The organism is Halobiforma lacisalsi AJ5 (assembly GCF_000226975.2).
GTDB classification, from domain to species: Archaea; Halobacteriota; Halobacteria; order Halobacteriales; family Natrialbaceae; genus Natronobacterium; species Natronobacterium lacisalsi.
In genome coordinates, this window is the sequence record NZ_CP019285.1 from 1,533,674 (window position 1) to 1,557,524 (window position 23,851).

The following is a 23,851-nucleotide window of genomic DNA, read 5'->3' on the forward strand; positions in this document are numbered from 1 at the left end:
GAGCGCGATCGCCGCCGCTATCGGTCGATTACGTTCGGTCGCCGAAAAAATCGATCGCGGGTCGATTTCGCGGTTTTGCGGTTTCGCGACGGCCGGCGCCGAACCGGCCGTCGGATCGGCGTTGTCGGGTCGTTAGCTCGGTGCGGCCGTCGGCGTGACGGCGCTCTCGAGGACCGAGCGACTGCGGAGCAGGACCACACCGAAGCCGACCTTCGCCGAGAGGTCGAGCACCATGAACGCGGCAGTCTCCCAGTACAGCGGGAGGATGCCGAACGTCCCTTCGGTGCCGAGGATCCAGACGACCGGGTACAGAAGCCACAGCACGATGACCAGGTTACGAAGGGTGCCGAACAGTGACGCGACCTCGGCCGACTTGCTTCGGGCCTTCTCGGAGAGGGTCCCCACGAGGACGTACAGCAGGACCAGCAGGGCGCCGGTGCTGATGCCCCACCACGCGATGCGGGTCGCGGGCGTCGAGGCGAACGTCGCGATCGCGCCGGTGCCGATCATGAAGACGTCGAGTCCGATCAGCGTCGCGATCGTATTACGGTTCGCCCCGGCCAGCAGCGACAGGTCGAGCAACAGGAGCGGCGTCGTGAACAGCCAGTCGGTATATCGCGCCCAGTAGATCGTGAGCGCCTCGTCGCCGACCATGACGTCGGTGACGCCGAAGCCCGTCGCCATCGCGAAGTAATTCACCGCCGCGATGGACGTGATGAAGATCGTGATGATGTAGAACTCCTGCATCTTCGCGTCGCGAACGCCGCGTCCGCGGCCGACGAAGTACAGGGTGCCGAGTGTCATTCCTATCGTCCCGATCCACAGCCACAGGGATTCTGGACCGACTGCTGTGGTCATACACAAATGTATGAACGATTGTTATATACTGGTTATGCCTAACGAGATACCCCTCCCCCTCCGAGCGACTGAACGTCCGGATAGTTGACCATGGGTACAAAACCGTAGCGTATATCCAGTGTCCTCGTTTCCCAATACATAGCCCGACGCGACTCCTTCCAGAACAGATGACCCCAACCGATCCGAACGATCCGATCGCGGACGCACTGCTCGGCGAATCGACGTACGAACGGCTCCGAGTGGAGCGATACGCGCTGATCAAACGACGGATTCCGGAAAAACTCGTCTACCAGAGCGCCCTCCTGTTCGCGCTCGCGCTCGTCGTTCCGATCGTCGCTACCTATCCATCCTCGGTCCAGGCCGGCTTCCCGGGCGGCGATCCACTGTGGTCGTCGCCGCTTGTCCTCTGGGTCGGCGTCTACGCCGGCGGCATCGAGTTGGCAACTGCAACGTGTCTCGTTGCGGTGGCTCTCGTTCGTCGCCGATGGGAATCCCGGCTCTCGGAGTCGCAGGTGCAGCGAGCGGTGACGGCGGCAGCGGGGGTCAGGCCGGACAGATGGTTACGCCCGAAGTGACCTCCAGGCACATCGTCATCCCCGTCGACGGCAACCACGGCGAGACCGTCGAAGTCCAGGCCGGCGGCGACTACCTCTTCACCGCGACGGTGAGCCGCGGCGGGGAGATCCAGGTGTCCCGCGGGAGCGCGATCGCCGAGGAACTCGAGGGGGCGATCGATCGGAAGGATCCGATTACGGTCGTGCCGTCGTCCTGAGTACAGCCGTTTTTTGGTGCAGATTTTTGCGCGAGCGGTGCGCCAGCGGCGCACCCGAGCGGAAAAAGGTGCGCGCGTGAGATCCAGGTGTCCCGCGGGAGCGCGATCGCCGAGGAACTCGAGGGGGCGATCGATCGGAAGGATCCGATTACGGTCGTGCCGTCCTCGTAGTCGGCTTTTTGGCGTAGCTTTTTGAAGGAGTGATGAGCGAGCACCGCGAGCGAACCCGACGAGAAAAGGATACGTGTGCGAGATCCAGGTCTCGTGCGGGAGCGCGATCGCCGCCGCTATCGGTCGATTACGTTCGGTCGCCGAAAAAATCGATCGCGGGTCGATTTCGCGGTTTTGCGGTTTCGCGACGGCCGGCGCCGAACCGGCCGTCGGATCGGCGTTGTCGGGTCGTTAGCTCGGTGCGGCCGTCGGCGTGACGGCGCTCTCGAGGACCGAGCGACTGCGGAGCAGGACCACACCGAAGCCGACCTTCGCCGAGAGGTCGAGCACCATGAACGCGGCAGTCTCCCAGTACAGCGGGAGGATGCCGAACGTCCCTTCGGTGCCGAGGATCCAGACGACCGGGTACAGAAGCCACAGCACGATGACCAGGTTACGAAGGGTGCCGAACAGTGACGCGACCTCGGCCGACTTGCTTCGGGCCTTCTCGGAGAGGGTCCCCACGAGGACGTACAGCAGGACCAGCAGGGCGCCGGTGCTGATGCCCCACCACGCGATGCGGGTCGCGGGCGTCGAGGCGAACGTCGCGATCGCGCCGGTGCCGATCATGAAGACGTCGAGTCCGATCAGCGTCGCGATCGTATTACGGTTCGCCCCGGCCAGCAGCGACAGGTCGAGCAACAGGAGCGGCGTCGTGAACAGCCAGTCGGTATATCGCGCCCAGTAGATCGTGAGCGCCTCGTCGCCGACCATGACGTCGGTGACGCCGAAGCCCGTCGCCATCGCGAAGTAATTCACCGCCGCGATGGACGTGATGAAGATCGTGATGATGTAGAACTCCTGCATCTTCGCGTCGCGAACGCCGCGTCCGCGGCCGACGAAGTACAGGGTGCCGAGTGTCATTCCTATCGTCCCGATCCACAGCCACAGGGATTCTGGACCGACTGCTGTGGTCATACACAAATGTATGAACGATTGTTATATACTGGTTATGCCTAACGAGATACCCCTCCCCCTCCGAGCGACTGAACGTCCGGATAGTTGACCATGGGTACAAAACCGTAGCGTATATCCAGTGTCCTCGTTTCCCAATACATAGCCCGACGCGACTCCTTCCAGAACAGATGACCCCAACCGATCCGAACGATCCGATCGCGGACGCACTGCTCGGCGAATCGACGTACGAACGGCTCCGAGTGGAGCGATACGCGCTGATCAAACGACGGATTCCGGAAAAACTCGTCTACCAGAGCGCCCTCCTGTTCGCGCTCGCGCTCGTCGTTCCGATCGTCGCTACCTATCCATCCTCGGTCCAGGCCGGCTTCCCGGGCGGCGATCCACTGTGGTCGTCGCCGCTTGTCCTCTGGGTCGGCGTCTACGCCGGCGGCATCGAGTTGGCAACTGCAACGTGTCTCGTTGCGGTGGCTCTCGTTCGTCGCCGATGGGAATCCCGGCTCTCGGAGTCGCAGGTGCACGCGTTACTGAACGTCGAGGACGTCGCGTCGATGTTCGGATTGGCGACCGGCGGCTTCGCGATCCTGATCACTGTCGGGTTCTTCTTGCTCGGTCACGCCGGTCCCGAGACGTTCTCCTCCGTCGTCGAAGCCGCCCCGCGAAACCCCTACGGAGCGACCGGTCTCTCCGTCCCCGTGATCGCAGTCGGCACCGCGGCGGCGATCAGTTCCTCCGTCGTGTACTCGATCGGCCGGTACCTCTCTCGCGAGTGAACGCGGCCGAGTGACTGACTCGAGTCAGGCCTCGTCCCGTCGCTCCTGGAACCGACGAGCGACCAGCACGAAGGGACCCGCGAGGGCCAGGAACAGCTGCCAGCCGCTCTCTGCGACTGGGAACAGCCGCTCGACCGGTTCGTCGGGTTCCTCGACCGTTTCCGAGGGTTCGACCGGGTTGGCGACGTGTGTATCCGCGGTCGTCCCCGTCGCACCCACGTCCGTCATCTCGCCGCCGTCGGCGCCGACGTCGACGTCGACGAACGTCTGGACGATCCCGTCGGTCGTCGAGAGGGCGAGTTCCCCCTCGAGACGCAGGAATCGGTCGTAGACGGGGTAGAAGGCGTTGATCCCCTCGAGGTGGGCGTAATCCAGCAGCACGTGTGCGAAGACGTGGACGAACAGGGCGACCCACGCCACCGTCACGCCCCACTGCCCCCATCGTCCGCGGAGCCACGAGCGGTCGGTCTCCCGGAGACGGGTGTCCCAGTACAGCCACAGGCCGGCCAGCAGTGGGATCGTCAGATTGTGCAACAGGGCGCGGTGGGCGCCATCCAGCCACAGGCCGGCGGCCGAGTCGATCTCGGGGAGGGCGACCAGAGCGAGGAGGACGGCAATGGCCCGTCGATCGAGCGTTCCCCGCAGCAGTCCCGCTGCGAGCAGAAGGGTGAAGCCGGCGTGGACGGTCGTCGACGGCATCAGCGATCACCTGCCGCCCCCGCGACGTGGAAGCGAACAGCGACGGCAGCCACCGCAGCCCCGACCACGGTCAGTTGCCAGCCTGACTCGACGATCGTGAGTCGCCGTTCGACGCCCCGCTCGAGTCCGGTTCCGGGAGTCGGGTTCACCCAGGTCTCGACGTGGTGGGTGGCGGTCGTGCCGGGCGAGGACAGCCACAGGAGACCCTCGCCGCGTTCGACGAACGTCAGGATCACGCCCTCGTGGGTCGACAGGAGGAGTCGGCCGACGACCGCGTAGAACCGGTCGTGGAGTGGATAGAGCAGGTTCACGCCGCCTGGCCCGAACAGATCGAGACCGATTCCGGCGACTGCGTAGGCCGCGAGCGCGACCCAGGCGACGCGGATGCCGTCCCAGCCCCACTGTCGGCGGAGCCACGATCGGTCGGGATCTCGGTAGCGGGTATCCCAGTAGAGGGCGACGAACGCCGCACCCGGGAGCAACAGGGTGTGGAACGCGGCGTTGGTCGCGCCCGGAACCGCGAGGCCCAGAACCGCGTCGAGGTCGGGAACCGCCGCGGCGACGGCGACGACGAGGACGGACCGGCGATCGAACGCCGAACCCAGCAACGCGAGCGCGAACAACGCGCCGACGGCGACGTTGACCGTCGTCGGTGCCATGGTAGCAACTCCGACTCGAGGCCGGTAAACGTATCGGTGGCGTTATGTTTCCGGCGCCGATCCGCCGGGATTGCCCCCCAGTCGGCGGGAGACGCGGGCAGACCCGCGACGGAAAAAGAAGACCGCCTAGCCGTCGGTTTCCATCGTGTACAGGTCCGGATTGCGCCACCAGAACAGACCCCACGAGAGCAGGAATCCGGCTGCCATCGCGACCAGTTCCTGCAGCAGTCGCCAGGTCCCCAGATCGATGATCGCGACGAGTGCGATCGACGACCCCACCGCCGCGCCGACGAGGACGAACGCAACGTCGCCGACGATGCGCTCGCGCGGGTTCTCCCAGTACTGCTGGCGGTCCTCGTCGTACCAGACCCCGACGTAGATCAGCACGGGCGACATCGCCGTGATGATGGTAATAACCTGGTACCGTTCCGGAAGGATCCCCTGGGAGATCAACACCGCGTTGACCAGTTGCGCGACGAGCGACGCGGCGAACAGTCCCACCAGCAGCCAGCCCCACCGCGGTAACCGTTCCTTGTCCATGATCGGGAACGGTTACTGCTGGAAAATAATCCTGCCGTTTGTCCGTTTCCCGGTTCGTGACCGGCATCGGCCGGGACGTCAGCGTCGCGTCGGCACCGTTACTCCGCGCAGCAGGCGTCTTTCTTCGGCGACTCGTCGACGCCGTTGCCGTCCGCAGCGACCGGTTCTTCGAGCCGGTAGAGACTCTGTCGCGCGTCCGCAAAGTAGATGTCCTCGTCGACGATGCCGATCTCCTCGAGTCGCTCGAGCGCGTATCGAACCGTCCGGGCCGAAAGCATCGATTCCTCGACGATCTGTTTCTGCGTCAGGGGCCCGTCGTACTCGAGTACCTTGAAAACGAGTTTCGCACTTGGAGGTAAGTCCTCGATTTCCTCCCCGTCAGTCTCTGCCATATTACGATTCGAAAGGTCCCAGGAGTATAAAGCTTGAGCCTTACCAGCGTTTTTCGTACAAAATTCCGTGAGTGTTGTAGAGTTAAAATGCATTGTGTGGCGTCGAGGCGGACGAAATACGCATTTGACTGCCTAGTCAGGATCGGCCGATAGAGAGACGCCGAAAACGACGGGTCGCGGCCGGACCCTCCGTTATCCTTCGCCGATCATCCGGTCCTCGTCCTCCCACTCACGTTTGCGAAGTTCGTACTTCTGGGTCTTCCCGGTGGCCGTCTTGGGTAGCTCCTCGACGAACTCCACGCGGCGGACGACCTTGTAGCTCGCGAGCCGTTCGCGGGTGTAGTCGGTCAGCTCCTCGGCCGACACCGGCGGGTTCTCCGCATCGCCGTTCGATGGCACGACGAACGCCTTCGGCGTCTCTCCCCACTCCTCGCTCGGCGCGGGGATCACCGCTGCGTCGGCCACCGCGTCGTGGTCGAACAGCGTGTCCTCGAGTTCGATGCTCGAGATGTTCTCGCCGCCGGAGATGATGATGTCCTTCTTGCGGTCCCGGAGCGCGATCATGCCGTTCTCGTCGACCGTCGCGAGGTCGCCCATGTGGTAGTAGCCCTCGACCCGGTCGTTGAACGCCTCCTCGGTCTGTTCGGGCTTGTTCCAGTAGTGGTCCATCACCTGGTTGCCCCGGACGACGACCTCGCCCAGCGTCTCGTCGTCCTGCGGGACGTCGTTACCGTCCTCGTCGACGACCCGGACCTCGGTCCCGAGCACGCCCATCCCCTGGCGCTTCTTGATCTCGAAGCGGTTCTCGTCGTCGATGAGCCGCTTGGCGTCGGAGATCGTGATCAGCGGGCCGGTCTCGGTCGCCCCGTAGAGGTGTTTCAGGTACCAGCCGAACTCGTCCTCGACCGCCCGGATCGTCGCCTCTGGCGGCGCACTTCCGGCGGTCGTCACCCGGACCTGGTTCGCGCCGCTCATCTCGGGTTGGTCGTTGTTCTCGTAGTAGTCGATCAACTGGTTGAGCACTGCCGGCGCGGCACAGAGGAAGGAGACGTCCTCCTCGCGGATCGCGTCGACGACCTCGTCGGCATTGACCCCACGCGTACAGACGTGGGTTGCACCCATCCCTGTCACCGCGTAGATGTGGCCCCAGCCGTTGACGTGGAACATCGGGAGCGTCCACAGGTAGGTGTCGTCGCTCGTGATCTCGTGGTAGATCGACATCAGGTAGGCGTGGATCGTCTCCGTCCGGTGGGTGCGACAGACGCCTTTCGGATCACCCGTCGTTCCCGAGGTATAGTTGATCGTGATGATTTCGTCTTCGGCCATCTCCGGTTCGTCGTAGTCGGGATCGGTATCGGAGATCGCGACGTCGAACGACTCCCACTCGCCGTCGACGCGTTCCGTATCGTTGGTGATGAACGTCTCCGTCGGCACGTCGTCGCGGATCTCCTCGACTTTCTCTGCGTACTCGTAGTCGGCGTAGATGGCGTCGACGCCCGCGTCGGAGAGGATGTACTCGTAGTCGTCGGACGTGAGCCGGTAGTTCAGCGGCGTAAACACTGCGCCGATGCTCATCGCTCCGTAGGCCGCCTCGAGGTGATAGTGGGTGTTCGGGTCCAGGACGGCGACGCGGTCCCCCTTCTCGATCCCGCGCTCCTGGAGCGCCGCGGCGAACCGGTCGACACGGTCTCCGAGTTCGGCGTAGGTAAAGCGGTCGCCGTCGGCCCCGACGACCGCCTCCTCGTCGGCGTAGTGGTTGCGGGCCTGCTCGAGGAAGTCCGTGACGATGAGTGGTGTCTCCATGATCGGACGTTCAGCAACGACCATGATAATAGTTCCTTTCAGGGAGACATACGCCAGGACCGACAACCACTCTCCGGCGGAGCCTCGAGTGGGGTTCCTTTCTCCGTCCGCTCGTCCTCGGCTCGAGCCGTCGTCTGGATCCCGAACCCGAACCCCTTTTCACCACCGACGACAGAGTCACGTCCATGTCGACCGAATCGATTAGCGACCGACGCGAGCATATCCGCTCGGTCAGCGTGACGGCGCTGTCCGCGCTGCTCGGCGTCGGCGCGGCGCTGGCGTCGTTTGCCCTCACGGGCGATCTGCCGCCAGTCGAAGCAGCGACCGACTCCCGGGCGCTGGCGATCGTCGTCGGGGCGATCCTCGTCCAGTTCCCGCTGATCGAGTACTCGGGTCTCTACGGCGAGGACGAGTTCGGCGTGAAACACTACCTGTTCATCACGTTCATGACCTTCTCGTTCTGGTTCGTCGTCTGGGGGATCCTGCTGACCGCCGAGTTCCAGGCACAACTCTAACCATGGCCGACGATAGTATCGCCGTCGTAGACCTAGAGCGGTGCCAGCCCGATCGATGTAGCTACGAGTGCAAGAACTACTGTCCGCCAAACCGGACGGGCAAGGAGTGTATCACCCTTCGAGGTGAGGAGGCGGACGAGGGCCAGCCCGAACAGGTCCGCATCTCCGAGGAGATCTGCCTGGGCGAGACCTGTGGGATCTGCGTCGAGAAGTGTCCCTTCGACGCCATCGAGATCATCAACCTCCCACAGGAACTGGGGGACGAGCCGGCCCACCGTTACGGGGAGAACGCCTTCTCGCTGTACGGGCTACCCGCCCCACAGGAGGGCCAGGTCACCGGCATCCTCGGACCCAACGGGATCGGGAAAACGACCGCCGTCCGCATCCTCGCGGGCGAACTCGAGCCCAACCTCGGCCGCCACGAGGACCCGCCGGGCTGGGACGAGGTGCTCGAGGAGTACCGCGGCACCGAGATCCAGGACTACATCGCGGACGTCCGCGACGGAGAGATCACCGTCGCCCGCAAGCCCCAGTACGTCGACCAGATCCCGAACCAGTTCGACGGCAACACCCGCCAGTTGCTCGAGAGCACGGACGAACGCGGCGCACTCGAGGAGATCGCCGAACGGCTCTCGCTGGGTCCGGTCATGGAGCAGTCGATCGAGGACCTCTCGGGCGGCGAACTCCAGCGGGTCGCGCTCGCGGCGACGCTGGTCCGCGATACGGACTTCTACTTCCTCGACGAGATCACGCCGTACCTCGACATCGGCCAGCGGGTCACGGCCGCGCGGCTGATCCGCGAACTCGCCGAGGAACAGGGCAAGTCGATGCTGGTCGTCGAACACGACCTCGCGATCCTCGATCTGGTCGCGGACACGCTCCACGTCGCTTACGGTGAGCCCGGGGCCTACGGTGTCATCACGTCGCCCAAGTCCGTCCGTAACGGAATCAACGAGTACCTCGCGGGCTACCTCGACAACGAGAACATGCGGATCCGCCAGGATCCTATCGAGTTCCAGGAGCACGCGCCCCGGACGGCTACCCACGGCGACGTCCTCGTCGACTACCCCGACCTCACCAAGAGCTACGGCGACGGCGAGTTCACCCTCGAGGTCGAGGGCGGCGAGATCCGCGAGAACGAGGTACTGGGGATCGTCGGGCCGAACGGGATCGGGAAATCGACCTTCGCAAATCTCCTGACGGGCAACTTAGAGCCCGACGAAGGCGAGACCGATCTCGATCTGGACATCTCGTACAAGCCACAGTACGTGACGATCGACCAGCACATGCGGGTCGACGCCTTCCTCTCCTCGATCACGGACCAGTTCGGCTCCTCGTACTGGAACACCGAGATCGCCCAGCCGCTCCAGCTCGAGCGGATCATGGAACAGAACCTCTCGGATCTCTCCGGCGGGGAGCGCCAGCGGGTGGCGATCGCGGCCTGTCTCTCCGACTCCGCCGATCTCTACCTGCTCGACGAACCGTCCGCGCACCTGGACGTCGAACAGCGGGTGCAGGCCACGAGCGCGATCCGCCGGTACGCCGAACAGCAGGACGCGACGGTGATGGTCATCGACCACGACATCTACACGATCGACCTGCTGGCCGACCGGCTGATGGTTTTCGACGGCGAACCGGCCGTCGAGGGTCGTGCGACCCCGCCGCAGTCGATGCGTGACGGCATGAACGAGTTCCTGGCGAACCTCGACGTTACGTTCCGGCGCGACGACCGCACGTCGCGGCCGCGGATCAACAAGCCTGGCTCTCAGCTGGACAAGGAACAGAAATCACAGGGCGAGTATTACTACGCGCCCTGAGACGCCGACACCGCGTTCCGTTTTCGCTTCTCGTTTCTCTCGAGCGTGTAACTCGAGTCCGAACGACCTCGCCTGGTTCCGGCGGAAGTGGCGGTCGATCGACCGTCAGCCGATCAATCGCTGACAGCTCCCACAGAGGTTCTCCTCTTTGATGTCGACCTCGCGCACGGTCGGCGAGAAGTTCATCACGCAGCGGTTGTTGTCGCAGTGTTCCAGCCCGTAGGTGTGGCCGATCTCGTGGACGATCTCCTTGCGGACGCGGTTCTCGAAGATTTCGCTCGCGCTCTTGTTCGAGAACCCGCCGTCGCTCGAGGTCTGGAGCCGGTAGGTCGAGACCACGCTCCCGCTGCCGTCGAGGTAGGCCAGCCCGAAGACGTAGTTTCGCCGGCGATAGAAGAGGTCGTGTGGCGTGATCGCGATGTTCTTGTCGCCGCGGCCGACGCGTTCGGCGAGCTGGATGAACGTCTCCGCGGAGTACTGGTTCCGGCCGGAGTCGTAGGCACCGTTTGGAACCGACTGCGAGTCGTTGACCGTCACCTCGCAGTCGTAGACCGATCGTAACGCCGACGAGGCCGCCCGCTTGACCTCGGCGGTGACGTTACCGACCGGCACGATGTCGACGAGCATGGCAACTGCTATGGGCGGCGATACCATAAACGTCCCGCCGTGTCCCACTCTCGCCGAAATCTCGAGTCAATGATCGATTACCTGCGCGGCTACGATCGGGTCGTGGAGGTGGGGATCGGTCGCCGCACCGAACTGGCCGCGACCCTCGTCCGCGAGGGGGTGGCGGTGACGGCGACCGACGTCCACCCGCGGGCGGTCCCAGACGGCGTCCGGTTCGTCGAGGACGACGTCGTCGACCCCGACCCTGCGGTCTACACGGGCGCCGACGCGGTCTACGCCCGGAACCTGCCGCCCGAACTCCACCGGCCCGCGCTCGAGGTCGCTCGCGAGGCCGACGCCGACCTGCTGTTCACCACCCTGGGGGGTGACCAGCCGGCGATTCCGGTCGAGCGGAAGACGATACGGGAGGGGACGCTGTACGTCGCTCGGGAGGGGCCGGGTTCCGACGGGGAGTAACCGTAACGAGCAGCCGAGAAAGCGTCGTTCCGTCCCCCTCACCGACCTGGCCGACTACAAACCGACCGGCTTTATTCCCGCCGGCCCGTTCGTGGCCGTATGAACGCAGACGCCGTCGTACTGGACGTCGACGGAGTGCTCGTCGACGTCGCCGACTCCTACCGGCGCGCGATCCTCGAGTCGATCGAGCACGTCTACGGCCGGACGATCCGCAAGGAGGACGTCCAGCCGTTCAAGGACGCGGGCGGGTTCAACAACGACTGGGAACTGACCGACGCGGCCGCGCTGTACGTCCTGGCGACCGAGGAGGGCTACGACGCCTCGATCGACGAGTTCACCGACCGCATCGCCGCCGAGGGCGGCGGGCTCGAGGCGGCCGAGACCGCCGTCCGCGAGGGGATCGGCGCGCGAGCGACCCAGCGCGTGACGGATCGCTGGGACCGCGACCGGCTCCGGGACGTCTTCCAGCAACTCTACCTCGGCCCCGAACTCTACCGGGGGCTCGAGGGCGGCGAGTTCGACGACGACATCGATTCCGAGGACGCGGGTTTCATCCACGACGAACCGGTCTTGCTCGAGGACGCGGCCCGCGAGCGACTGCTCACCGAGTACGACGTCGGGATCCTGACGGGTCGGCCCGAAGCGGAGGCCGAGATCGCGCTCGAGCGCGTCGGACTCGAGTCGAAAGTTTCCCTCGAGCACCGGTTCACGATGGACGACTGGGAGGAAGGAAAACCACACCCCCGGGCGCTGACGACGCTCGCAGAGCGGTTCGACGCCGACGCGGTCGCGTTCGTCGGCGACACGCTCGACGACGTCCGGACGGCGGTCAACGCGAGCGAGACGGATCCGGCGCGGGAGTATCACGGCGTCGGCGTCCTGACCGGCGGGCTTACCGGCGAGGAGGGTCACCGGAAGTACGAACGCGAGGGCGCGAGCGCGGTCCTGGAGTCGGTCAACGATCTGCCGGCACTGCTCGAGTCCTGACTGCCATCGTCGGAGCCGTCACTTCGAGGGGAGCCGTCACTTCGAGGGGAGCCGCACGAAGGTAAGCCAGAACTCCTCGAAGGAGCTGACGAGGTCGACGAACTCCTCGGGCTCGACCGGCTTCTGGACGTAGGCGTTCGCGTGGAGGTCGTACGAGCGTGCGATGTCCTCCTCCGCGTCGGAACTCGTCATCACGATGACCGGGATCCGGCGGAGTTCGGGTTCGGATTTCAGCTCCGAGAGGACGTCCGCGCCGCTGATCCCGGGCAGGTGAAAGTCGAGCAACACCAGGTCCGGGTCGGGACGATCGGCGTACTCGTCGCGTCCGTAGACGAAATCGAGCGCGGCCTCGCCGTCGGAGACGGTGTGGACGTCACAGGCGATGCCCGCCTCTTCGAACGACTCCGAGAACAGTCTGGCGTCCCCTTCGTTCGGCTCGACGAGCAGGATCGTGACGGCATCTGCAGACTGTGGGGGGTCCATACGGGATAGTACGGGGCGAATCGGATCAACGTCTCGGTGACGTCGATTCCTCGATTCTACGGATGTCCGACGGGGCGTGACGGATCACGCAGCGAGGGCCGAACGCTGACCGCCGCCCGTTTTTTGCCCGCCGCCGGTGTAGCGGTGTCAATCCATGCCGTCGTTTACCCGCGACGACGATCTCCCCGGCGAACCGACTTCCCCGTGGCTGGCGACGACTCGAGGGGAGACCGGAAGCGACCGCGAGGCAAGCGACGACGCCGGCGATCCGGCATCCGACCGCTCGCTCGAGTCCCTCCGGTCGGTCGACGTGGCCGTCGTCGGGGCAGGGATCACCGGCCTCTCTACCGCGATCGAACTCCGGGACCGGGGCGAGACCGTCGCCGTTCTCGAGCGCGACCGTGTCGCGGCCGGGACGACGGGGCGGTCGACGGCCAAACTGACCAGCCAGCACGGACTGATCTACGATCACCTGCGCCGGGAGTTCGGACCGCGAACGGCCGCCACGTACGGGCGCGTGCAGGAAGAGGCCATCGACGCGGTCGAAGACCGCATCGAGGAACTTGGGATCGACCCCGCCTTCGAGCGTCGACCTGCTTATCTCTACGGCGACGACGCGGACCCGCTCGAGCGCGAGGCCGAGGCCGCCGAAGCGGCGGGGCTGCCAGCGAGCTACGTCACCTCGGTCCCGCCGTTCGAGCGCGCTCGGGCCGCGGTCCGGTTCGACGACCAGGCGGCGTTCCACCCGCGGAAGTACCTGCTCGCGGTCGCCGACGAACTGCGGGCGGACGAGGGCGCTTTCCTGTTCGAAGGGACGCGGGTCACGGACCTCGAGCCCGGCGCGCCGGTTCGCGTCCGGAGTCCGGACGGGACGCTCGTCGCGCGTCGGGCCGTCGTCGCGACGGGGTACCCGATCCTCGATCGGGCGGGCTATTTCACCCGGTTGCACCCCAAACGCTCCTACGTGCTCGGGCTCCGGCTCGACGGCCGCGCACCCGAGGGGATGTACTACCGGACGGGGGAGAACTACCGGTCGGTACGGCCCCACCGCGACGAGGACGGTCGGCTCCTGCTCGTCGGCGGCGAGAACCACAAGACGGGCCAGGGTGGATCGACGCGGAAGCGGTACCGCCGCCTGCTGCGGTGGGCCCGGGAGCGGTTCCCCGTCAGGTCCGTCGCCTACCGGTGGTCGGCCCAGGACTACGTTCCCGCCGACCGCGTTCCGTTCGTCGGCCGTGCCGGGCCGGGGGTCGCGAACGTCTTCGTCGCGACCGGCTTTCGCGGGTGGGGGATGACGAACGGCGTCGCGGCGGGACGGCTCCTCGCCGAGCGGATCACGACGCCCGGGGAGGGGCCGGCCGAACTCGAGGTCTTCGACCCGTTGCGGCTGACGCCGAAGGTCTCGCTCGGGACGGCGCTCACCGAGAACGCCGACGCCGTTAGCGAGTTCGCGACCGACTGGCTGCGGACGTTTTTTTCGCCCGACCGCTCCGTCCTCGAGCGGGGCGAGGGGACGGTCTTGCGACGCGGCGGGGAACCGATCGCCTGCGCGCGCGACGCCGCCGGCGAGCGCTACGCCGTCTCGGCGATCTGCCCGCATACGGGGTGTCTGGTCGACTGGAACGACGCCGAGGCGACCTGGGACTGTCCCTGTCACGGCTCGCGGTTTTCGCCCGACGGCACGCTTCTCGAGGGGCCGGCGACGGAGGGGCTGTCCTCACGGGAATCGCCCGGCGAATGACGGGACCGTCGTCCGAGCGTAGGCGGGAGCAGCGGGGGGCAGCGGGGATCAGCGACTCGAGAGCCCCGGATACTCCGCGATGATCCCGTCGACGCCGGCCGCCGCGAGCTGGTCGTACTGGGACCAGGTCTCGACGGTCCAGACGTTGACCGCTCGGCCCTTTTCGTGGGCTCGCTCGAGCACGTCGATCGACGGCTCGTCGGCCGGGAACCCGGCGTAGGCCGTCGTCGCGAGCGCCGTTCCGGCGACCGCGTTTCGCGGCGGATGGATCGCCTCGCAGTCGTACCGGTCGGCGACCTCGAACCCGGCCTCGAGGTCGTCCCAGACGAGGACCGCGGCGGCGTACCGGGAGTCAACCGCCCGGAGCGCGGCCAGCGCGCCCTCACAGAAGGAGGAGAACAGTAGTTCGCCGTCGAAGCCGTCACAGACCTCGACGACGCGCTCGACGAACGGTTCCCAGACCGCCCGCCGATCGTCGCGTTCGTCCGGCGCGAGCGACTCGCCGACGCGCAGGTCTGCTGCGCCGGGGTTCTTCAACTCGACGTTGAGGCCCATCGTCTCGGGGACCGCCTCGAGCACCTCGGCCAGCGTCGGCACCGTCTCGTCGGTTCCGAGCACTCGAGCCGACCGGATCTCCTCGAGGGGGGTCTCCCGGACGGGTCCCTCGGCGTCGGTCAGCGGCCGACCGTCGCGCTCCTGGGTGCCCTCGAGGCGCTCGTCGTGGACGACGACTGGCGTTCCGCAGGCGGCGGGCTGGACGTCGATCTCGATCATCGTCGCGTCGCTCGCGGCGGCCTCCCGGACGGCGCGGCGGGTGTTCTCCGGTGCGACGCCGGCGTACCCCCTGTGGGCGATATCTATGACCTCGGGCGCGGACGCGTGCATACCGGAACGACGACGGCCCGGGTAATGGAGGCTGTGCTGCCCTTCCGTCGTCTGCGTTTCCCCCGCAGGAGGGGTTCGCGTCCTCGTTCCCGGTCTCGAGCGGCACGCTCGTTGCAGGAAAGACGACATACTTGAGCGCTGCGTGCCGCTCGTTGCACGAAAGACAACACACTTGAGCATTCTCCTCCGAGTACGGGTATGAGCACCGTCCCGTCCGAACCGACGCAGTTGCTCGCCTCCGTGGTCGTCGTCGACTACGGGTTAGGGAACCTGCGCAGCGTCACCCGTGGCCTCGAGCGCGCGGGCGCAGACGTCGAGATCACCGACGATCCCGCGGCGTTCGAGGCGGCCGATGGGGTCGTCCTGCCGGGCGTCGGCGCGTTCCGTGAGGGCGTCGAGAACGCCGACCCCCTCCGCGAGGACCTGCTCGCGGTCGCGGAAAGCGACACGCCGCTGTTCGGCATCTGTCTTGGCATGCAGATGCTGCTGACGACCAGCGAGGAGGGCGAAAACGACGGCGAGTCGGCCGTCCGTGGACTCGATCTGATCCCCGGCACCAACGTTCGCTTCGACGACGGCCAGAAGGTCCCGCACATGGGCTGGAACCAGCTCGAGGTCGAGCGCGAGCACCCGCTCGTCGACGGAGTAGATGGCGAGCACGCCTACTTCGTCCACTCCTACTACGCCGTTCCGGACGACGGGAACGCCGTGGTCGCGACGACCGACTACGAACGGGAGTTCCCCTCGATCGTCGCCAACGAGGAGGGCACCGTCTTCGGGACCCAGTTCCACCCGGAGAAGAGCGGTGAGACGGGACTGCGGATCCTGCGGAACTTCGTCGAAATCTGCGCCGACGAGTAGTTTTTCGATTCTCCCTCTCGAGGGGTACGTTCCGGATCGGTATGGGCGACCCTCGGGATCGGTGACCAGTGGAGAGTCGCGATCCGTCCGGAGACACACCCCTCGGTGCCGCTGTATAGGTTCTCGAGACGGACGGAGTGTGCTGAATACAGGGATTATAACTCATATTAATCGTCCGAAGGAGAGGGCGAGTGAGAGGCGGGGCCACTATGAATCGCTACCATTAACTAGAAAACTTGTGTTAAATTCCATCGAGCGGATCGAACGGTTTGGCCTTCGGGCGGGGTCGAACGGCCGTACGCTCTCGAGGAGACGCCTTCCTCGACGTCCACTGCGTGTTTTCGGCTCTTACGGCCGCCCCTTCCGATCCCAGGACAGCCGAACCTCTGTTTCGAATCGACGGCCTTCCCACACCGTTACAGCGGCACTCCGGGGTGTGTGTCTCCCTATACAGCGGCACCGAGGGGTGTCGAACGATCCGTTCGACCTCGATGACAAACCTTTTGAATCGATACAGCGGAAATACGGTGTTCGCGCCGCGCTCGAGGTCGGCGATCCGACTTCGCGTCGCCTGTCGCGACGTGGGCGGAAGCTCGTGGAACGACTGGAGACGACCGGAGAGGACACGATACAGCGGCACTCCGGGGTCGGCCGCACCTATACAGCGGCACCGCGGGGTCGGCGGCTATACAGCGGAACCGCGGGGTGCCTGATCCGCCATACAGCGGAAATCCGGGGTCCGTATTCCTATTCAGCGGACGTCAAGATCCGAAAGTCACGCTATACAGCGGAACTTCGGTCCCGAACGCTTAAGTTGAACCCGCGAAACGGTACTCGTATCTGAATGTCGGATTCGATGGACTATTTCGGGAGCGAGAACGAGATCTTCCGGAACAAGGAACTCCTGCAGGTCTCCCATCTCCCCGACGGCGACCGTATCATCGGCCGCGAGGACGAACTGTCGAACCTCGCGAACGCGATCAAACCGGCGACGCGGGGCAACACGCCCAACAACGTGCTCGTCTACGGCAAGACGGGGACCGGCAAATCGCTGTGCTCGAAGTTCATCACGACACAGGCCGTCGAACGGGCAGAGCGCAACGACGTGTCGATCGGCGTCGCCTACGTCGACTGCCTTCAGGAGTCGACCGAGACCCAGGCCGTCCAGTCCGCCGGCCACCAGCTCAACGACGATCCCGAGACCGACATCTCGATCCCCCACTCGGGGTTGAGCACGTCGGAGTACTACCGGCGGCTGTGGCGGATCATCGATACCCGCTACGACGTTGCCCTCATTATCCTCGATGAGGTCGACAAGATCGAGGACGACGACATCCTGATGCAACTCTCGAGGGCCGTCGAGTCCGGCAAACTCACCTCGAGCACCGTTGGAGTCATCGGCATTTCGAACAAGGTCCGGTACAAGGATTCGCTGGACGAGCGAATCAAATCGAGCCTCTGTGAACGCGAGTACGTCTTTTCGCCGTACGACGCGACCCAGATACGGGAGATCCTGCGGTCGCGCTCGGACGCGTTCCACGAGGGCGTCCTCGAGGACGGCGTCGTCCCCCGCGTCGCGGCGCTCGCTGCCCGGGAACACGGCGACGCGCGAAAGGCGATCGACATCCTCCGCTTTGCCGGCGAGATCGCCGAGGAGAACGACCTCGAGACGGTCACCGAGGGCTGCGTCGATCAGGCCCACGAGCGCGAGGAGACAAGCCGGCTGGCGGAACTGATCTCCAAGAGTCCCAGCCACGCGAAACTCGTGCTCGAGGCGATGGCGCTGTTGACCCAGCAGAAGGAGGGCGACGACGCGCCCGTGACGACCAACGAGGCCTACGATCTCTACAAGCGCCTCTGCGAGCGGGACCAGTCCGACCACCTGAAACTGCGCCGGGTTCGGGACATCCTCTCGGAACTCGAGTTCCTTTCGATCATCGAACAGGAGCGCAAGTGGGCCGGCAAGGGGAAGGGTAACTACATGGAAAACCGGCTGATCGACGATCCGGCGGTTATCCTCGCGGCCTGTAACGAGTCGGAGTGATCCCAGGTCGGGTCAGAGGAACTCGCGAACCTCCGAGTACCACATGTCGTGGTAGTCGACGTGGCCCACCCGCCGGGCGATGGCTACTGCGAGGACGTGCCAGCAGAGGTCCGTCGGATCCTCCGCGTCGAGGTTGTATTCGCTGTCCTTGCAGGTACAGCCGCCGCCCTCGACGATGTACTCGTCCTCGTAGCCCACGACGATGGTGAAATCGCGATAGGTCTTGACCCGGTTCTCGCTGACGGCGTCGATCGCCCGAATACCCCGGTCCCCGTGCAGGCGGGAGATCTGTTCGACGATTTCCGGGGTCAGTTCCCCCTCCTCCTCGAGTTGGGCTTGCCACCGCTCGACGGGCGTGGCCTCCGACACGACCGAAACTGTGTACCGCACTGTAAAATCGGTTTGGTTGTTCCGTCGGGAACTCGCGCGGGGACCGCGCAATCCCGCGGATCGCTGACCGACGGACCCAAAACTCGTCCGTTACTCGGCGTCCGAATCGCCCGTCGCGCCCTCGAGTACGATCGTCACCGTTTCGTCTTCGTCTTCCTCGAGCGTGACGGACTCCTCGACGGTCTCGAACTCGTCGTCGACGCTCTCGACGGTGATGGTGTACTCGCCCTCGTAGATGAGGCTCGCACCGGTGATCTCGCCGTCTTGGATGTTGTTCTGATAGTTCGCGGTGAAGTCTTCTTCCTCGTTCTCGATGGTGACCGCGACCCCGGAGGAGACGGGGTCGCCGTCCTCGTTCTCGAGTCGAATCGTGAGGTCGCCGGGATCGTCGAGTTCGAAGTCGGCGGAGTCGTCGCTTTCTTCCTGCTCTTCGTCGCCGGTACAACCTGCGAGTCCAACGGCGGCAAGGGCCGTGAGACCTGCACCGAACCGTCGGCGGCTAAGTGATCGTCGGCTCACATCCTCCCGGAACCCTGCGTTCACAATAAGCGTTCAGATACGGTCGACCAGTGTCTATTGATGACTGTAACCAATGAATGAATGTCAACTATGAACAACCGAGGGTCGTGATCGCGGGCGCTCGAGACCACGCCGTTTTTCGCCGTCCCCCGACGAGCGTAGGTATGCGCGTCACCGAGGGCGGGGTCGAACTCGAGGTCCCCGGCGAGCAGACCGAGGGTGTCGAGGAGTCGGTCTTCTACAACCCGAGACAGGAACTGAACCGCGACCTGACGATCGCGACGCTGCGGGCCTACCGCGACCGCGAGGACCGCGCCGAGTACTATCTCGACGCGATGGCGGCGAGCGGCATCCGCGGGGTCCGCGCCGCGGCCGACGGCTGGGACGTGACCTGTTGCGACGTCGAGGAAGAGGCCGTCGAACTGGCCCGCGAGAACCTCGAGCGCAACGGTTTCGACGAGGCGACCGTCGAACACCGCAACGTCAACGCCCTCATGCACGAGGAGGTGTTCGACGTGATCGACCTCGATCCGTACGGGACGCCGATGCCGTTCGCCGACGCGGCGTTCGCCAACTGCCGTGATCTCGTCTGCGTGACGGCGACCGACACCGCGCCACTGTGTGGCGCTCACTTCAACAGCGGGGTCCGGTCGTACTCCGCCGTCCCCCAGAATACCGACTACCACCCCGAGATGGGCGTCCGGATCCTGCTGTCGGCGCTCGCCCGCAGCGCCGCGCGGTTCGACGTCGGCGTCACCCCACTGCTGACCCACGCTACCAGCCACTACGTCCGGACCTACCTCGAACTCGAGCACCGGGCGACGGCCGCGGACGCCGCGGTCGACGAACTGGGATACATCTATCACTGCGAGGACTGCACCTATCGCGAGATCGAACCCGGAATGATCGCCGACCCCCTCGAGCGCTGTCCCCACTGCGACGGTGAGCGGTTGCTGACGGCGGGACCGGTCTGGCTCGGGTCGGTTCGCGACCGCGAGTTCGTCGCTTCGGTGCGCGAGGAGATCCCGGACTCGTTCGGAACCGCCGAGAAAGCGCGGGACCTCTGTGGGACGCTCGAGGCGGAACTCGACGAGCCGACCCACTACGACCAGCACAAGCTCTGTCGCAACTGGGGGCTGCCGGCGAACGCGATGGACGAGTTCCTCGCGGACCTGCGGGACGCGGGATACGAGGCCTCGCGGGCCCACTACGGCGGGACGACGTTCAAGACGGACGCGAGCGTCGGCGAGATCCGCGAGGCGACCGAGGACCGGCTCGTCTGATTGGCGCCGACCACGGTTTCTACTTCCACGTTCGCGACGGAGCCTGCCTATTAGTCCGTCCGCACCGTCAGTTCGTACGTGCTCGATCACAGTTCGGGGCTCGAGTTCGCGACCCGTACCGTCCGGATCGCGCGCACCCAGCAGCTAACCCTGCTGGCCGCGGGGGTCGCGTTCTACGGGTTCGTTTCGCTGGTACCGCTCGCGCTGCTCGGGATCGGGATCGCCGCTTCGATCGGGGGTGAGGCGCTCGCGATGCGACTCACGACGGCCGCAAACGACGTGCTCACTCCGGCAGCCCAGGAGCTACTGGCCGAGACGGTCCTCGACGAGACAGGCCGGCGCAGCGCGACCGTCGTCGGCGCACTCGGCCTGCTGTGGGGTGGTACCCGCGCGCTCCGTGGACTCGACCGCGCGTTCTCGGCGATCTACGGGACGGTGGCCACGAAGTCGCTGCTGGATACGTTCTGGGACTCGACGATCGCCTTCCTCGCGATCTCGATCGGACTCGCGGCGGTCGGCGCCCTCGAGGTGTTGATCCGCCTCGTGCCGGTTTTCCGGATCCCCATCTTCGGTCACGCGTTCGTAGTGCTCGGGCTTGTCGCGGCGTTCTTTCCGCTGTACGTGCTCTTTCCGGGCGCGGACGTCGGGTACCGGGAGGCACTGCCGGGAACGCTGTTCGCGGCGATCGGCTGGTTCGTACTGAGCCGGACGTTCTCGCTGTACGCCGGCCTCGCGGGGGAGTACACGGTGTACGGCGCGCTCGGGGCCGTCTTCTTCGTGCTCGTCTGGCTGTACGTCGGCGCACTTCTCCTGATCCTCGGGGCGATCGGCAACGCCGTGCTCGCCGACCGTGAAGTGGATCGGCAGCTACAAAGTCCCGGCGCTCGACAGGTTTCAACAGGAGCGATGACCGACGACGCCACGGGTGCGGACGACGGGACCGCGGAGGACGCCGGTAGCGGGAACGGGACGAACGGTGTCGACGGTGAGGACCGCGAGGATATCGGCGTCGATGCCGATCGTGGCGCCGCGACGACCGGCACAGGTACGGGTACGGCTACGGGTACGGCCACGGCCACCGCCCGAACCCGGGACCGGTCGGCCGACGCCGCGGCGCTTCGAGAGGAGATCGAACGGCTCCGGGACCGCGTCGACTCGTTCGAGTCCGACGTCGAGTCCCGCACCGTCGAGAAGTCCTCGCTCGAGGGCGAACTCAAACGCTACGTTCGCCGCCGGATTCGCCGGGGCCACGCCCGCGACTGGGGGCCGTACCTCGTCTTGCTGTACGGCACGGCGATGACCATCGCGGCGTTTTACTTCCTCCAGGGTGGGTGGGCGATCCTGGCGATGTTCGTCGTCTGGACCTCCACGCTGGGGCTCTACGTCCTGTTCGTGTTGTTCAGCGCGGGGCTGTCCCTGCTTGGCGTCCCCGGCCGTCTGCGGGATCGCGTCGGCGACTGGCGGTCCTGATCGCGGTTCCGATCGAATCGCCGTCGGGACGACACTTTTTCCCTTTTACACTCGAGACACGTCGGTCGCTTTGCACGTCGCTTTCCGTTCGCCGACGGCAACGGGGCCCGCGAAAAAAGACGACGACGTCGGATACGGACCGGATCGGACGGCGCTCAGAACGTCTCGAGGTAGCGGTCGAGTTCCCACTGGGAGACGTCGACCAGGTACTCCTCGAACTCCTGGCGCTTGGCCTCGACGAACTTCGGCGCGACGTGGTCGCCCAGCGCGTCGTAGACTACCTCGTCGTCCTCGAGGGCGTCGACGGCATCCCCGAGGTTCGAGGGCAGCGTGTCGATGCCGTACTCCTCGCGTTTCCGTTCGTCGAACTCGTAGATGTTCTCGCGGACGGGATCCGGACACTCGAGGTCGTTCTCGATGCCGTCGAGGCCGGCGTGGATCATGACGGCGATGGCGAGATAGGGGTTACACGATGGGTCCGGCGAGCGCAGTTCGATTCGGCTCGCCGCGGGGATGCGCGCGGCGGGCTTGCGGATCAGCGACGAGCGGTTGCGGTCGGACCAGGCGACGTACACCGGGGCCTCGTAGCCGGGGACCAGGCGCTTGTAGCTGTTCACGGTTGGGTTCGCGACCGCCGTAATCGCCGGCGCGTGCTCGAGGACGCCCGCGAGGAACGAGCGGGCGGTCCCCGAGAGGTCGAACTCGTCGTCCTCGTCGTGGAACGCGTTCTCGCCGTCCTCGGTGAACAGCGAGATGTGCGTGTGCATCCCCGAGCCGTTGATCTTCGGGATCGGCTTGGGCATGAACGTCGCGTGGTAGTCGTGTTCGGCGGCGATTGCGCGGACGACGGTGCGGAAGGTGGCGACGTTGTCCGCGGTCGCCAGCGCGTCGTCGTACGTGAAGTTGATCTCGTGTTGGCCCTGGGCGACCTCGTGGTGACTGGCCTCGACCTCGAAGCCCATCTCCTCGAGGCCGTAGATGATGTCCCGGCGGACGTCGCTCGCGAGGTCCTTCGGCGCGAGGTCGAAGTAGCCGCCGGCGTCGTTGGTCTCGGTCGTCGCGCGACCGTCCTCGTCCTCTTCGAAGAGGAAGAACTCGGGTTCCGGCGCGGCGTTGACCGTGTACCCCAGTTCCTCGGCCCGCTCGAGGGCGCGTCTGAGGACGTACCGCGGGTCGCCCTCGAACGGTTCGCCGGACGACGTATCGTAGACGTCACAGATCATCCGGGCCGAGCGGCCGTCCTCGCGGTCCCGCCAGGGGAGGATCGCGAACGTGTCCGGGTCGGGAACCAGACGCATGTCCGATTCCTGAATGCGGACGAACCCCTCGATAGACGAGCCGTCGAAGTAGATCCCCTCGCGGAACGCCTTCTCGGCCTGGCGGGCCGGCACGGAGACGTTCTTGACGGTGCCGAGAATGTCGGTAAACTGCAGACGGAGGAAATCGATCTCCTTCTCCTTGATTTCGTCGAGTACCGCCTGTTCGGCGGCACTGATGTTTCCGCTTGTCATCCGTATTGTCGTGGTACCCTCGTATCTCGCCTACTAAAACCCTGCTGCTCTGAGCAAATCTTCCCTTCCCAACAAGGAATTGCATATTCGTAAACTTCTAAAGGGTAGCATGAGTCGTTACAGTTGATGACGTACGAAAATCTCGATGCGAAACTAGTGAATGCACTTCTCGGCGACGGCCGTGCGAGCCTTCGTAGCCTCGCCGAGGAGCTGGACGTCTCCGTCACCACCGTCTCCAACCACCTCTCGGATCTCGAGGAGGAGGGCGTCATCGAGGGATATACGCCGCGACTCGACTACGACGCCGTCGGTTACGACGTCACCGCCGTCATCCAGTTGCAGGTCGAGGGGAACGCGCTCCCGGACATCACGGACACACTGCGCGATCACCGCCAGATGATCTCGGTGTACGAGGTCACCGGCGACTACGACGTGATCGCGATCGGGAAGTTCAAAGATACGGATGGGATGAACGACCAGATCAAGGAACTCCTGACTGATCCGGACATCAAGGCCTCGAACACGAGCGTCGTCCTCAACGCCGTCAGCGAGAACGAGCAGTTCGAACTCGACGTCGAGGACACCTGAGATCTCGGTTTTGCGGTCGCTCTCGTTCTCGCTTTCGCTTTCGGTCTCACTCT

Annotated in this window: 24 protein-coding genes and 2 pseudogenes; 13 read left to right on the forward strand and 13 right to left on the reverse strand. The window is 65.4% G+C overall.

Annotation, left to right across the window (positions count from 1 at the left end; all coding sequences use genetic code 11):
- Positions 1-132 precede the first annotated feature (132 nt).
- Positions 133-858 carry a bacteriorhodopsin gene (locus CHINAEXTREME_RS07295; RefSeq protein ID WP_076738706.1) on the reverse strand — a complete coding sequence of 242 codons (726 nt, stop codon included), beginning with the start codon at positions 856-858 and terminating at the stop codon, positions 133-135.
- Between the two features lie 167 nt (positions 859-1,025).
- Here CHINAEXTREME_RS07295 and CHINAEXTREME_RS07300 point away from each other — a divergent pair.
- Together CHINAEXTREME_RS07300 and CHINAEXTREME_RS07305 are read left to right on the forward strand one after the other, a co-directional pair.
- Positions 1,026-1,373 (forward strand): annotated as a pseudogene (locus CHINAEXTREME_RS07300) (hypothetical protein); the annotation flags it as partial.
- Between the two features lie 11 nt (positions 1,374-1,384).
- Positions 1,385-1,630 (forward strand): annotated as a pseudogene (locus CHINAEXTREME_RS07305) (ATPase); the annotation flags it as partial.
- Between the two features lie 402 nt (positions 1,631-2,032).
- On the opposite strand, the gene CHINAEXTREME_RS07315 reads toward CHINAEXTREME_RS07305, so the two are convergent.
- A complete protein-coding gene (locus CHINAEXTREME_RS07315) occupies positions 2,033-2,758 on the reverse strand; it encodes a bacteriorhodopsin (RefSeq protein WP_076738706.1) in 726 nt (241 codons plus the stop codon).
- A gap of 167 nt (positions 2,759-2,925) precedes the next feature.
- On the opposite strand from CHINAEXTREME_RS07315, the gene CHINAEXTREME_RS07320 reads away from it, so the two are divergent.
- Positions 2,926-3,528, forward strand: a complete 603-nt coding sequence (locus CHINAEXTREME_RS07320; RefSeq protein ID WP_007140202.1) for a hypothetical protein — start codon at positions 2,926-2,928, stop codon at positions 3,526-3,528.
- A gap of 24 nt (positions 3,529-3,552) precedes the next feature.
- Here CHINAEXTREME_RS07320 and CHINAEXTREME_RS07325 read toward each other — a convergent pair whose 3' ends face one another.
- The 5 genes from CHINAEXTREME_RS07325 to CHINAEXTREME_RS07345 form a co-directional block, all read right to left on the reverse strand.
- Entirely contained in the window at positions 3,553-4,227 is a 675-nt protein-coding gene (locus CHINAEXTREME_RS07325) for a metal-dependent hydrolase (RefSeq protein WP_007140201.1), read from the reverse strand.
- Positions 4,227-4,886 (reverse strand): metal-dependent hydrolase, encoded by a 660-nt coding sequence (locus CHINAEXTREME_RS07330; RefSeq protein WP_007140200.1) that lies wholly within the window; start codon positions 4,884-4,886, stop codon positions 4,227-4,229. The genes CHINAEXTREME_RS07325 and CHINAEXTREME_RS07330 overlap by 1 nt, the downstream gene beginning before the upstream one ends.
- 126 nt (positions 4,887-5,012) lie before the next feature.
- Positions 5,013-5,426, reverse strand: a complete 414-nt coding sequence (locus CHINAEXTREME_RS07335; RefSeq protein ID WP_007140199.1) for a hypothetical protein — start codon at positions 5,424-5,426, stop codon at positions 5,013-5,015.
- Between the two features lie 98 nt (positions 5,427-5,524).
- Positions 5,525-5,818: a MarR family transcriptional regulator gene (locus CHINAEXTREME_RS07340; RefSeq protein ID WP_007140198.1), complete on the reverse strand. Its 294-nt coding sequence runs from the start codon at positions 5,816-5,818 to the stop codon at positions 5,525-5,527.
- A 192-nt stretch (positions 5,819-6,010) separates the two neighbouring features.
- On the reverse strand, positions 6,011-7,621 hold the full coding sequence (locus tag CHINAEXTREME_RS07345) for a long-chain-fatty-acid--CoA ligase (protein WP_010546534.1): 1,611 nt from the start codon (positions 7,619-7,621) through the stop codon (positions 6,011-6,013).
- Positions 7,622-7,806: 185 nt separating this feature from the next.
- Here CHINAEXTREME_RS07345 and CHINAEXTREME_RS07350 point away from each other — a divergent pair, with 185 nt between their 5' ends.
- Together CHINAEXTREME_RS07350 and CHINAEXTREME_RS07355 are read left to right on the forward strand one after the other, a co-directional pair.
- Complete coding sequence (locus CHINAEXTREME_RS07350) at positions 7,807-8,136, forward strand: EMC6-like membrane protein (RefSeq protein ID WP_007140197.1); 330 nt, start codon at positions 7,807-7,809, stop codon at positions 8,134-8,136.
- A gap of 2 nt (positions 8,137-8,138) precedes the next feature.
- On the forward strand, positions 8,139-9,953 hold the full coding sequence (locus tag CHINAEXTREME_RS07355; protein WP_007140196.1) for a ribosome biogenesis/translation initiation ATPase RLI: 1,815 nt from the start codon (positions 8,139-8,141) through the stop codon (positions 9,951-9,953).
- A gap of 105 nt (positions 9,954-10,058) precedes the next feature.
- Here the strand turns inward: CHINAEXTREME_RS07355 and CHINAEXTREME_RS07360 are convergent, their stop codons facing one another.
- Complete coding sequence (locus CHINAEXTREME_RS07360) at positions 10,059-10,580, reverse strand: archaemetzincin family Zn-dependent metalloprotease (RefSeq protein ID WP_007140195.1); 522 nt, start codon at positions 10,578-10,580, stop codon at positions 10,059-10,061.
- Positions 10,581-10,619: 39 nt separating this feature from the next.
- Between CHINAEXTREME_RS07360 and CHINAEXTREME_RS07365 the strand changes: the two genes are divergently transcribed.
- Both CHINAEXTREME_RS07365 and CHINAEXTREME_RS07370 read left to right on the forward strand, forming a co-directional pair.
- Positions 10,620-11,036, forward strand: coding sequence for a UPF0146 family protein (locus CHINAEXTREME_RS07365; protein WP_274520351.1), 417 nt, complete (start codon positions 10,620-10,622; stop codon positions 11,034-11,036).
- Positions 11,037-11,135: 99 nt separating this feature from the next.
- Positions 11,136-12,023: a TIGR01548 family HAD-type hydrolase gene (locus CHINAEXTREME_RS07370; RefSeq protein ID WP_007140193.1), complete on the forward strand. Its 888-nt coding sequence runs from the start codon at positions 11,136-11,138 to the stop codon at positions 12,021-12,023.
- Between the two features lie 36 nt (positions 12,024-12,059).
- On the opposite strand, the gene CHINAEXTREME_RS07375 is transcribed toward CHINAEXTREME_RS07370, so the two are convergent.
- A complete protein-coding gene (locus tag CHINAEXTREME_RS07375) occupies positions 12,060-12,506 on the reverse strand; it encodes a response regulator (RefSeq protein ID WP_007140192.1) in 447 nt (148 codons plus the stop codon).
- Positions 12,507-12,660: 154 nt separating this feature from the next.
- On the opposite strand from CHINAEXTREME_RS07375, the gene CHINAEXTREME_RS07380 reads away from it, so the two are divergent.
- A complete protein-coding gene (locus CHINAEXTREME_RS07380) occupies positions 12,661-14,247 on the forward strand; it encodes an FAD-dependent oxidoreductase (RefSeq protein ID WP_007140191.1) in 1,587 nt (528 codons plus the stop codon).
- Positions 14,248-14,295: 48 nt separating this feature from the next.
- On the opposite strand, the gene CHINAEXTREME_RS07385 is transcribed toward CHINAEXTREME_RS07380, so the two are convergent.
- The gene (locus CHINAEXTREME_RS07385; protein ID WP_007140190.1) at positions 14,296-15,132 is read right to left on the reverse strand and encodes a glycerophosphodiester phosphodiesterase; all 837 of its coding nucleotides are present in this window, start codon (positions 15,130-15,132) and stop codon (positions 14,296-14,298) included.
- 198 nt (positions 15,133-15,330) lie between these two features.
- Here CHINAEXTREME_RS07385 and hisH point away from each other — a divergent pair, with 198 nt between their 5' ends.
- Both hisH and CHINAEXTREME_RS07395 read left to right on the forward strand, forming a co-directional pair.
- Positions 15,331-15,993: an imidazole glycerol phosphate synthase subunit HisH gene (hisH, locus tag CHINAEXTREME_RS07390; protein ID WP_007140189.1), complete on the forward strand. Its 663-nt coding sequence runs from the start codon at positions 15,331-15,333 to the stop codon at positions 15,991-15,993.
- An 844-nt stretch (positions 15,994-16,837) separates the two neighbouring features.
- Positions 16,838-18,037 carry a Cdc6/Cdc18 family protein gene (locus CHINAEXTREME_RS07395; protein WP_007140188.1) on the forward strand — a complete coding sequence of 400 codons (1,200 nt, stop codon included), beginning with the start codon at positions 16,838-16,840 and terminating at the stop codon, positions 18,035-18,037.
- A 12-nt stretch (positions 18,038-18,049) separates the two neighbouring features.
- On the opposite strand, the gene CHINAEXTREME_RS07400 is transcribed toward CHINAEXTREME_RS07395, so the two are convergent.
- Positions 18,050-18,406, reverse strand: a complete 357-nt coding sequence (locus tag CHINAEXTREME_RS07400) for a hypothetical protein (protein ID WP_029601507.1) — start codon at positions 18,404-18,406, stop codon at positions 18,050-18,052.
- A 111-nt stretch (positions 18,407-18,517) separates the two neighbouring features.
- Positions 18,518-18,946 (reverse strand): S-layer protein, encoded by a 429-nt coding sequence (locus CHINAEXTREME_RS07405; protein ID WP_238593366.1) that lies wholly within the window; start codon positions 18,944-18,946, stop codon positions 18,518-18,520.
- 164 nt (positions 18,947-19,110) lie between these two features.
- On the opposite strand from CHINAEXTREME_RS07405, the gene CHINAEXTREME_RS07410 reads away from it, so the two are divergent.
- Positions 19,111-20,229, forward strand: a complete 1,119-nt coding sequence (locus CHINAEXTREME_RS07410) for a tRNA (guanine(26)-N(2))-dimethyltransferase (protein ID WP_007140185.1) — start codon at positions 19,111-19,113, stop codon at positions 20,227-20,229.
- Between the two features lie 78 nt (positions 20,230-20,307).
- Positions 20,308-21,699 (forward strand): YihY/virulence factor BrkB family protein, encoded by a 1,392-nt coding sequence (locus CHINAEXTREME_RS07415; RefSeq protein WP_007140184.1) that lies wholly within the window; start codon positions 20,308-20,310, stop codon positions 21,697-21,699.
- A gap of 155 nt (positions 21,700-21,854) precedes the next feature.
- Here the strand turns inward: CHINAEXTREME_RS07415 and glnA are convergent, their stop codons facing one another.
- Positions 21,855-23,210 (reverse strand): type I glutamate--ammonia ligase, encoded by a 1,356-nt coding sequence (glnA, locus tag CHINAEXTREME_RS07420; RefSeq protein WP_007140183.1) that lies wholly within the window; start codon positions 23,208-23,210, stop codon positions 21,855-21,857.
- Between the two features lie 126 nt (positions 23,211-23,336).
- On the opposite strand from glnA, the gene lrp reads away from it, so the two are divergent.
- Positions 23,337-23,798 (forward strand): HTH-type transcriptional regulator Lrp, encoded by a 462-nt coding sequence (gene lrp / locus CHINAEXTREME_RS07425; RefSeq protein ID WP_007140182.1) that lies wholly within the window; start codon positions 23,337-23,339, stop codon positions 23,796-23,798.
- The last annotated feature ends 53 nt before the right edge of the window (positions 23,799-23,851 follow it).

Bases quoted from the DNA above. Each gene is read 5' to 3' on its own strand.
- CHINAEXTREME_RS07295 (WP_076738706.1), bottom strand. From the start codon at position 858: ATGACCACAGCAGTCGGTCCAGAATCCCTGTGGCTGTGGATCGGGACG.
- CHINAEXTREME_RS07315 (WP_076738706.1), bottom strand. From the start codon at position 2,758: ATGACCACAGCAGTCGGTCCAGAATCCCTGTGGCTGTGGATCGGGACG.
- CHINAEXTREME_RS07320 (WP_007140202.1), top strand. From the start codon at position 2,926: ATGACCCCAACCGATCCGAACGATCCGATCGCGGACGCACTGCTCGGC.
- CHINAEXTREME_RS07325 (WP_007140201.1), bottom strand. From the start codon at position 4,227: ATGCCGTCGACGACCGTCCACGCCGGCTTCACCCTTCTGCTCGCAGCG.
- CHINAEXTREME_RS07330 (WP_007140200.1), bottom strand. From the start codon at position 4,886: ATGGCACCGACGACGGTCAACGTCGCCGTCGGCGCGTTGTTCGCGCTC.
- CHINAEXTREME_RS07335 (WP_007140199.1), bottom strand. From the start codon at position 5,426: ATGGACAAGGAACGGTTACCGCGGTGGGGCTGGCTGCTGGTGGGACTG.
- CHINAEXTREME_RS07340 (WP_007140198.1), bottom strand. From the start codon at position 5,818: ATGGCAGAGACTGACGGGGAGGAAATCGAGGACTTACCTCCAAGTGCG.
- CHINAEXTREME_RS07345 (WP_010546534.1), bottom strand. From the start codon at position 7,621: ATGGAGACACCACTCATCGTCACGGACTTCCTCGAGCAGGCCCGCAAC.
- CHINAEXTREME_RS07350 (WP_007140197.1), top strand. From the start codon at position 7,807: ATGTCGACCGAATCGATTAGCGACCGACGCGAGCATATCCGCTCGGTC.
- CHINAEXTREME_RS07355 (WP_007140196.1), top strand. From the start codon at position 8,139: ATGGCCGACGATAGTATCGCCGTCGTAGACCTAGAGCGGTGCCAGCCC.
- CHINAEXTREME_RS07360 (WP_007140195.1), bottom strand. From the start codon at position 10,580: ATGCTCGTCGACATCGTGCCGGTCGGTAACGTCACCGCCGAGGTCAAG.
- CHINAEXTREME_RS07370 (WP_007140193.1), top strand. From the start codon at position 11,136: ATGAACGCAGACGCCGTCGTACTGGACGTCGACGGAGTGCTCGTCGAC.
- CHINAEXTREME_RS07375 (WP_007140192.1), bottom strand. From the start codon at position 12,506: ATGGACCCCCCACAGTCTGCAGATGCCGTCACGATCCTGCTCGTCGAG.
- CHINAEXTREME_RS07380 (WP_007140191.1), top strand. From the start codon at position 12,661: ATGCCGTCGTTTACCCGCGACGACGATCTCCCCGGCGAACCGACTTCC.
- CHINAEXTREME_RS07385 (WP_007140190.1), bottom strand. From the start codon at position 15,132: ATGCACGCGTCCGCGCCCGAGGTCATAGATATCGCCCACAGGGGGTAC.
- hisH (WP_007140189.1), top strand. From the start codon at position 15,331: ATGAGCACCGTCCCGTCCGAACCGACGCAGTTGCTCGCCTCCGTGGTC.
- CHINAEXTREME_RS07395 (WP_007140188.1), top strand. From the start codon at position 16,838: ATGTCGGATTCGATGGACTATTTCGGGAGCGAGAACGAGATCTTCCGG.
- CHINAEXTREME_RS07410 (WP_007140185.1), top strand. From the start codon at position 19,111: ATGCGCGTCACCGAGGGCGGGGTCGAACTCGAGGTCCCCGGCGAGCAG.
- glnA (WP_007140183.1), bottom strand. From the start codon at position 23,210: ATGACAAGCGGAAACATCAGTGCCGCCGAACAGGCGGTACTCGACGAA.
- lrp (WP_007140182.1), top strand. From the start codon at position 23,337: ATGACGTACGAAAATCTCGATGCGAAACTAGTGAATGCACTTCTCGGC.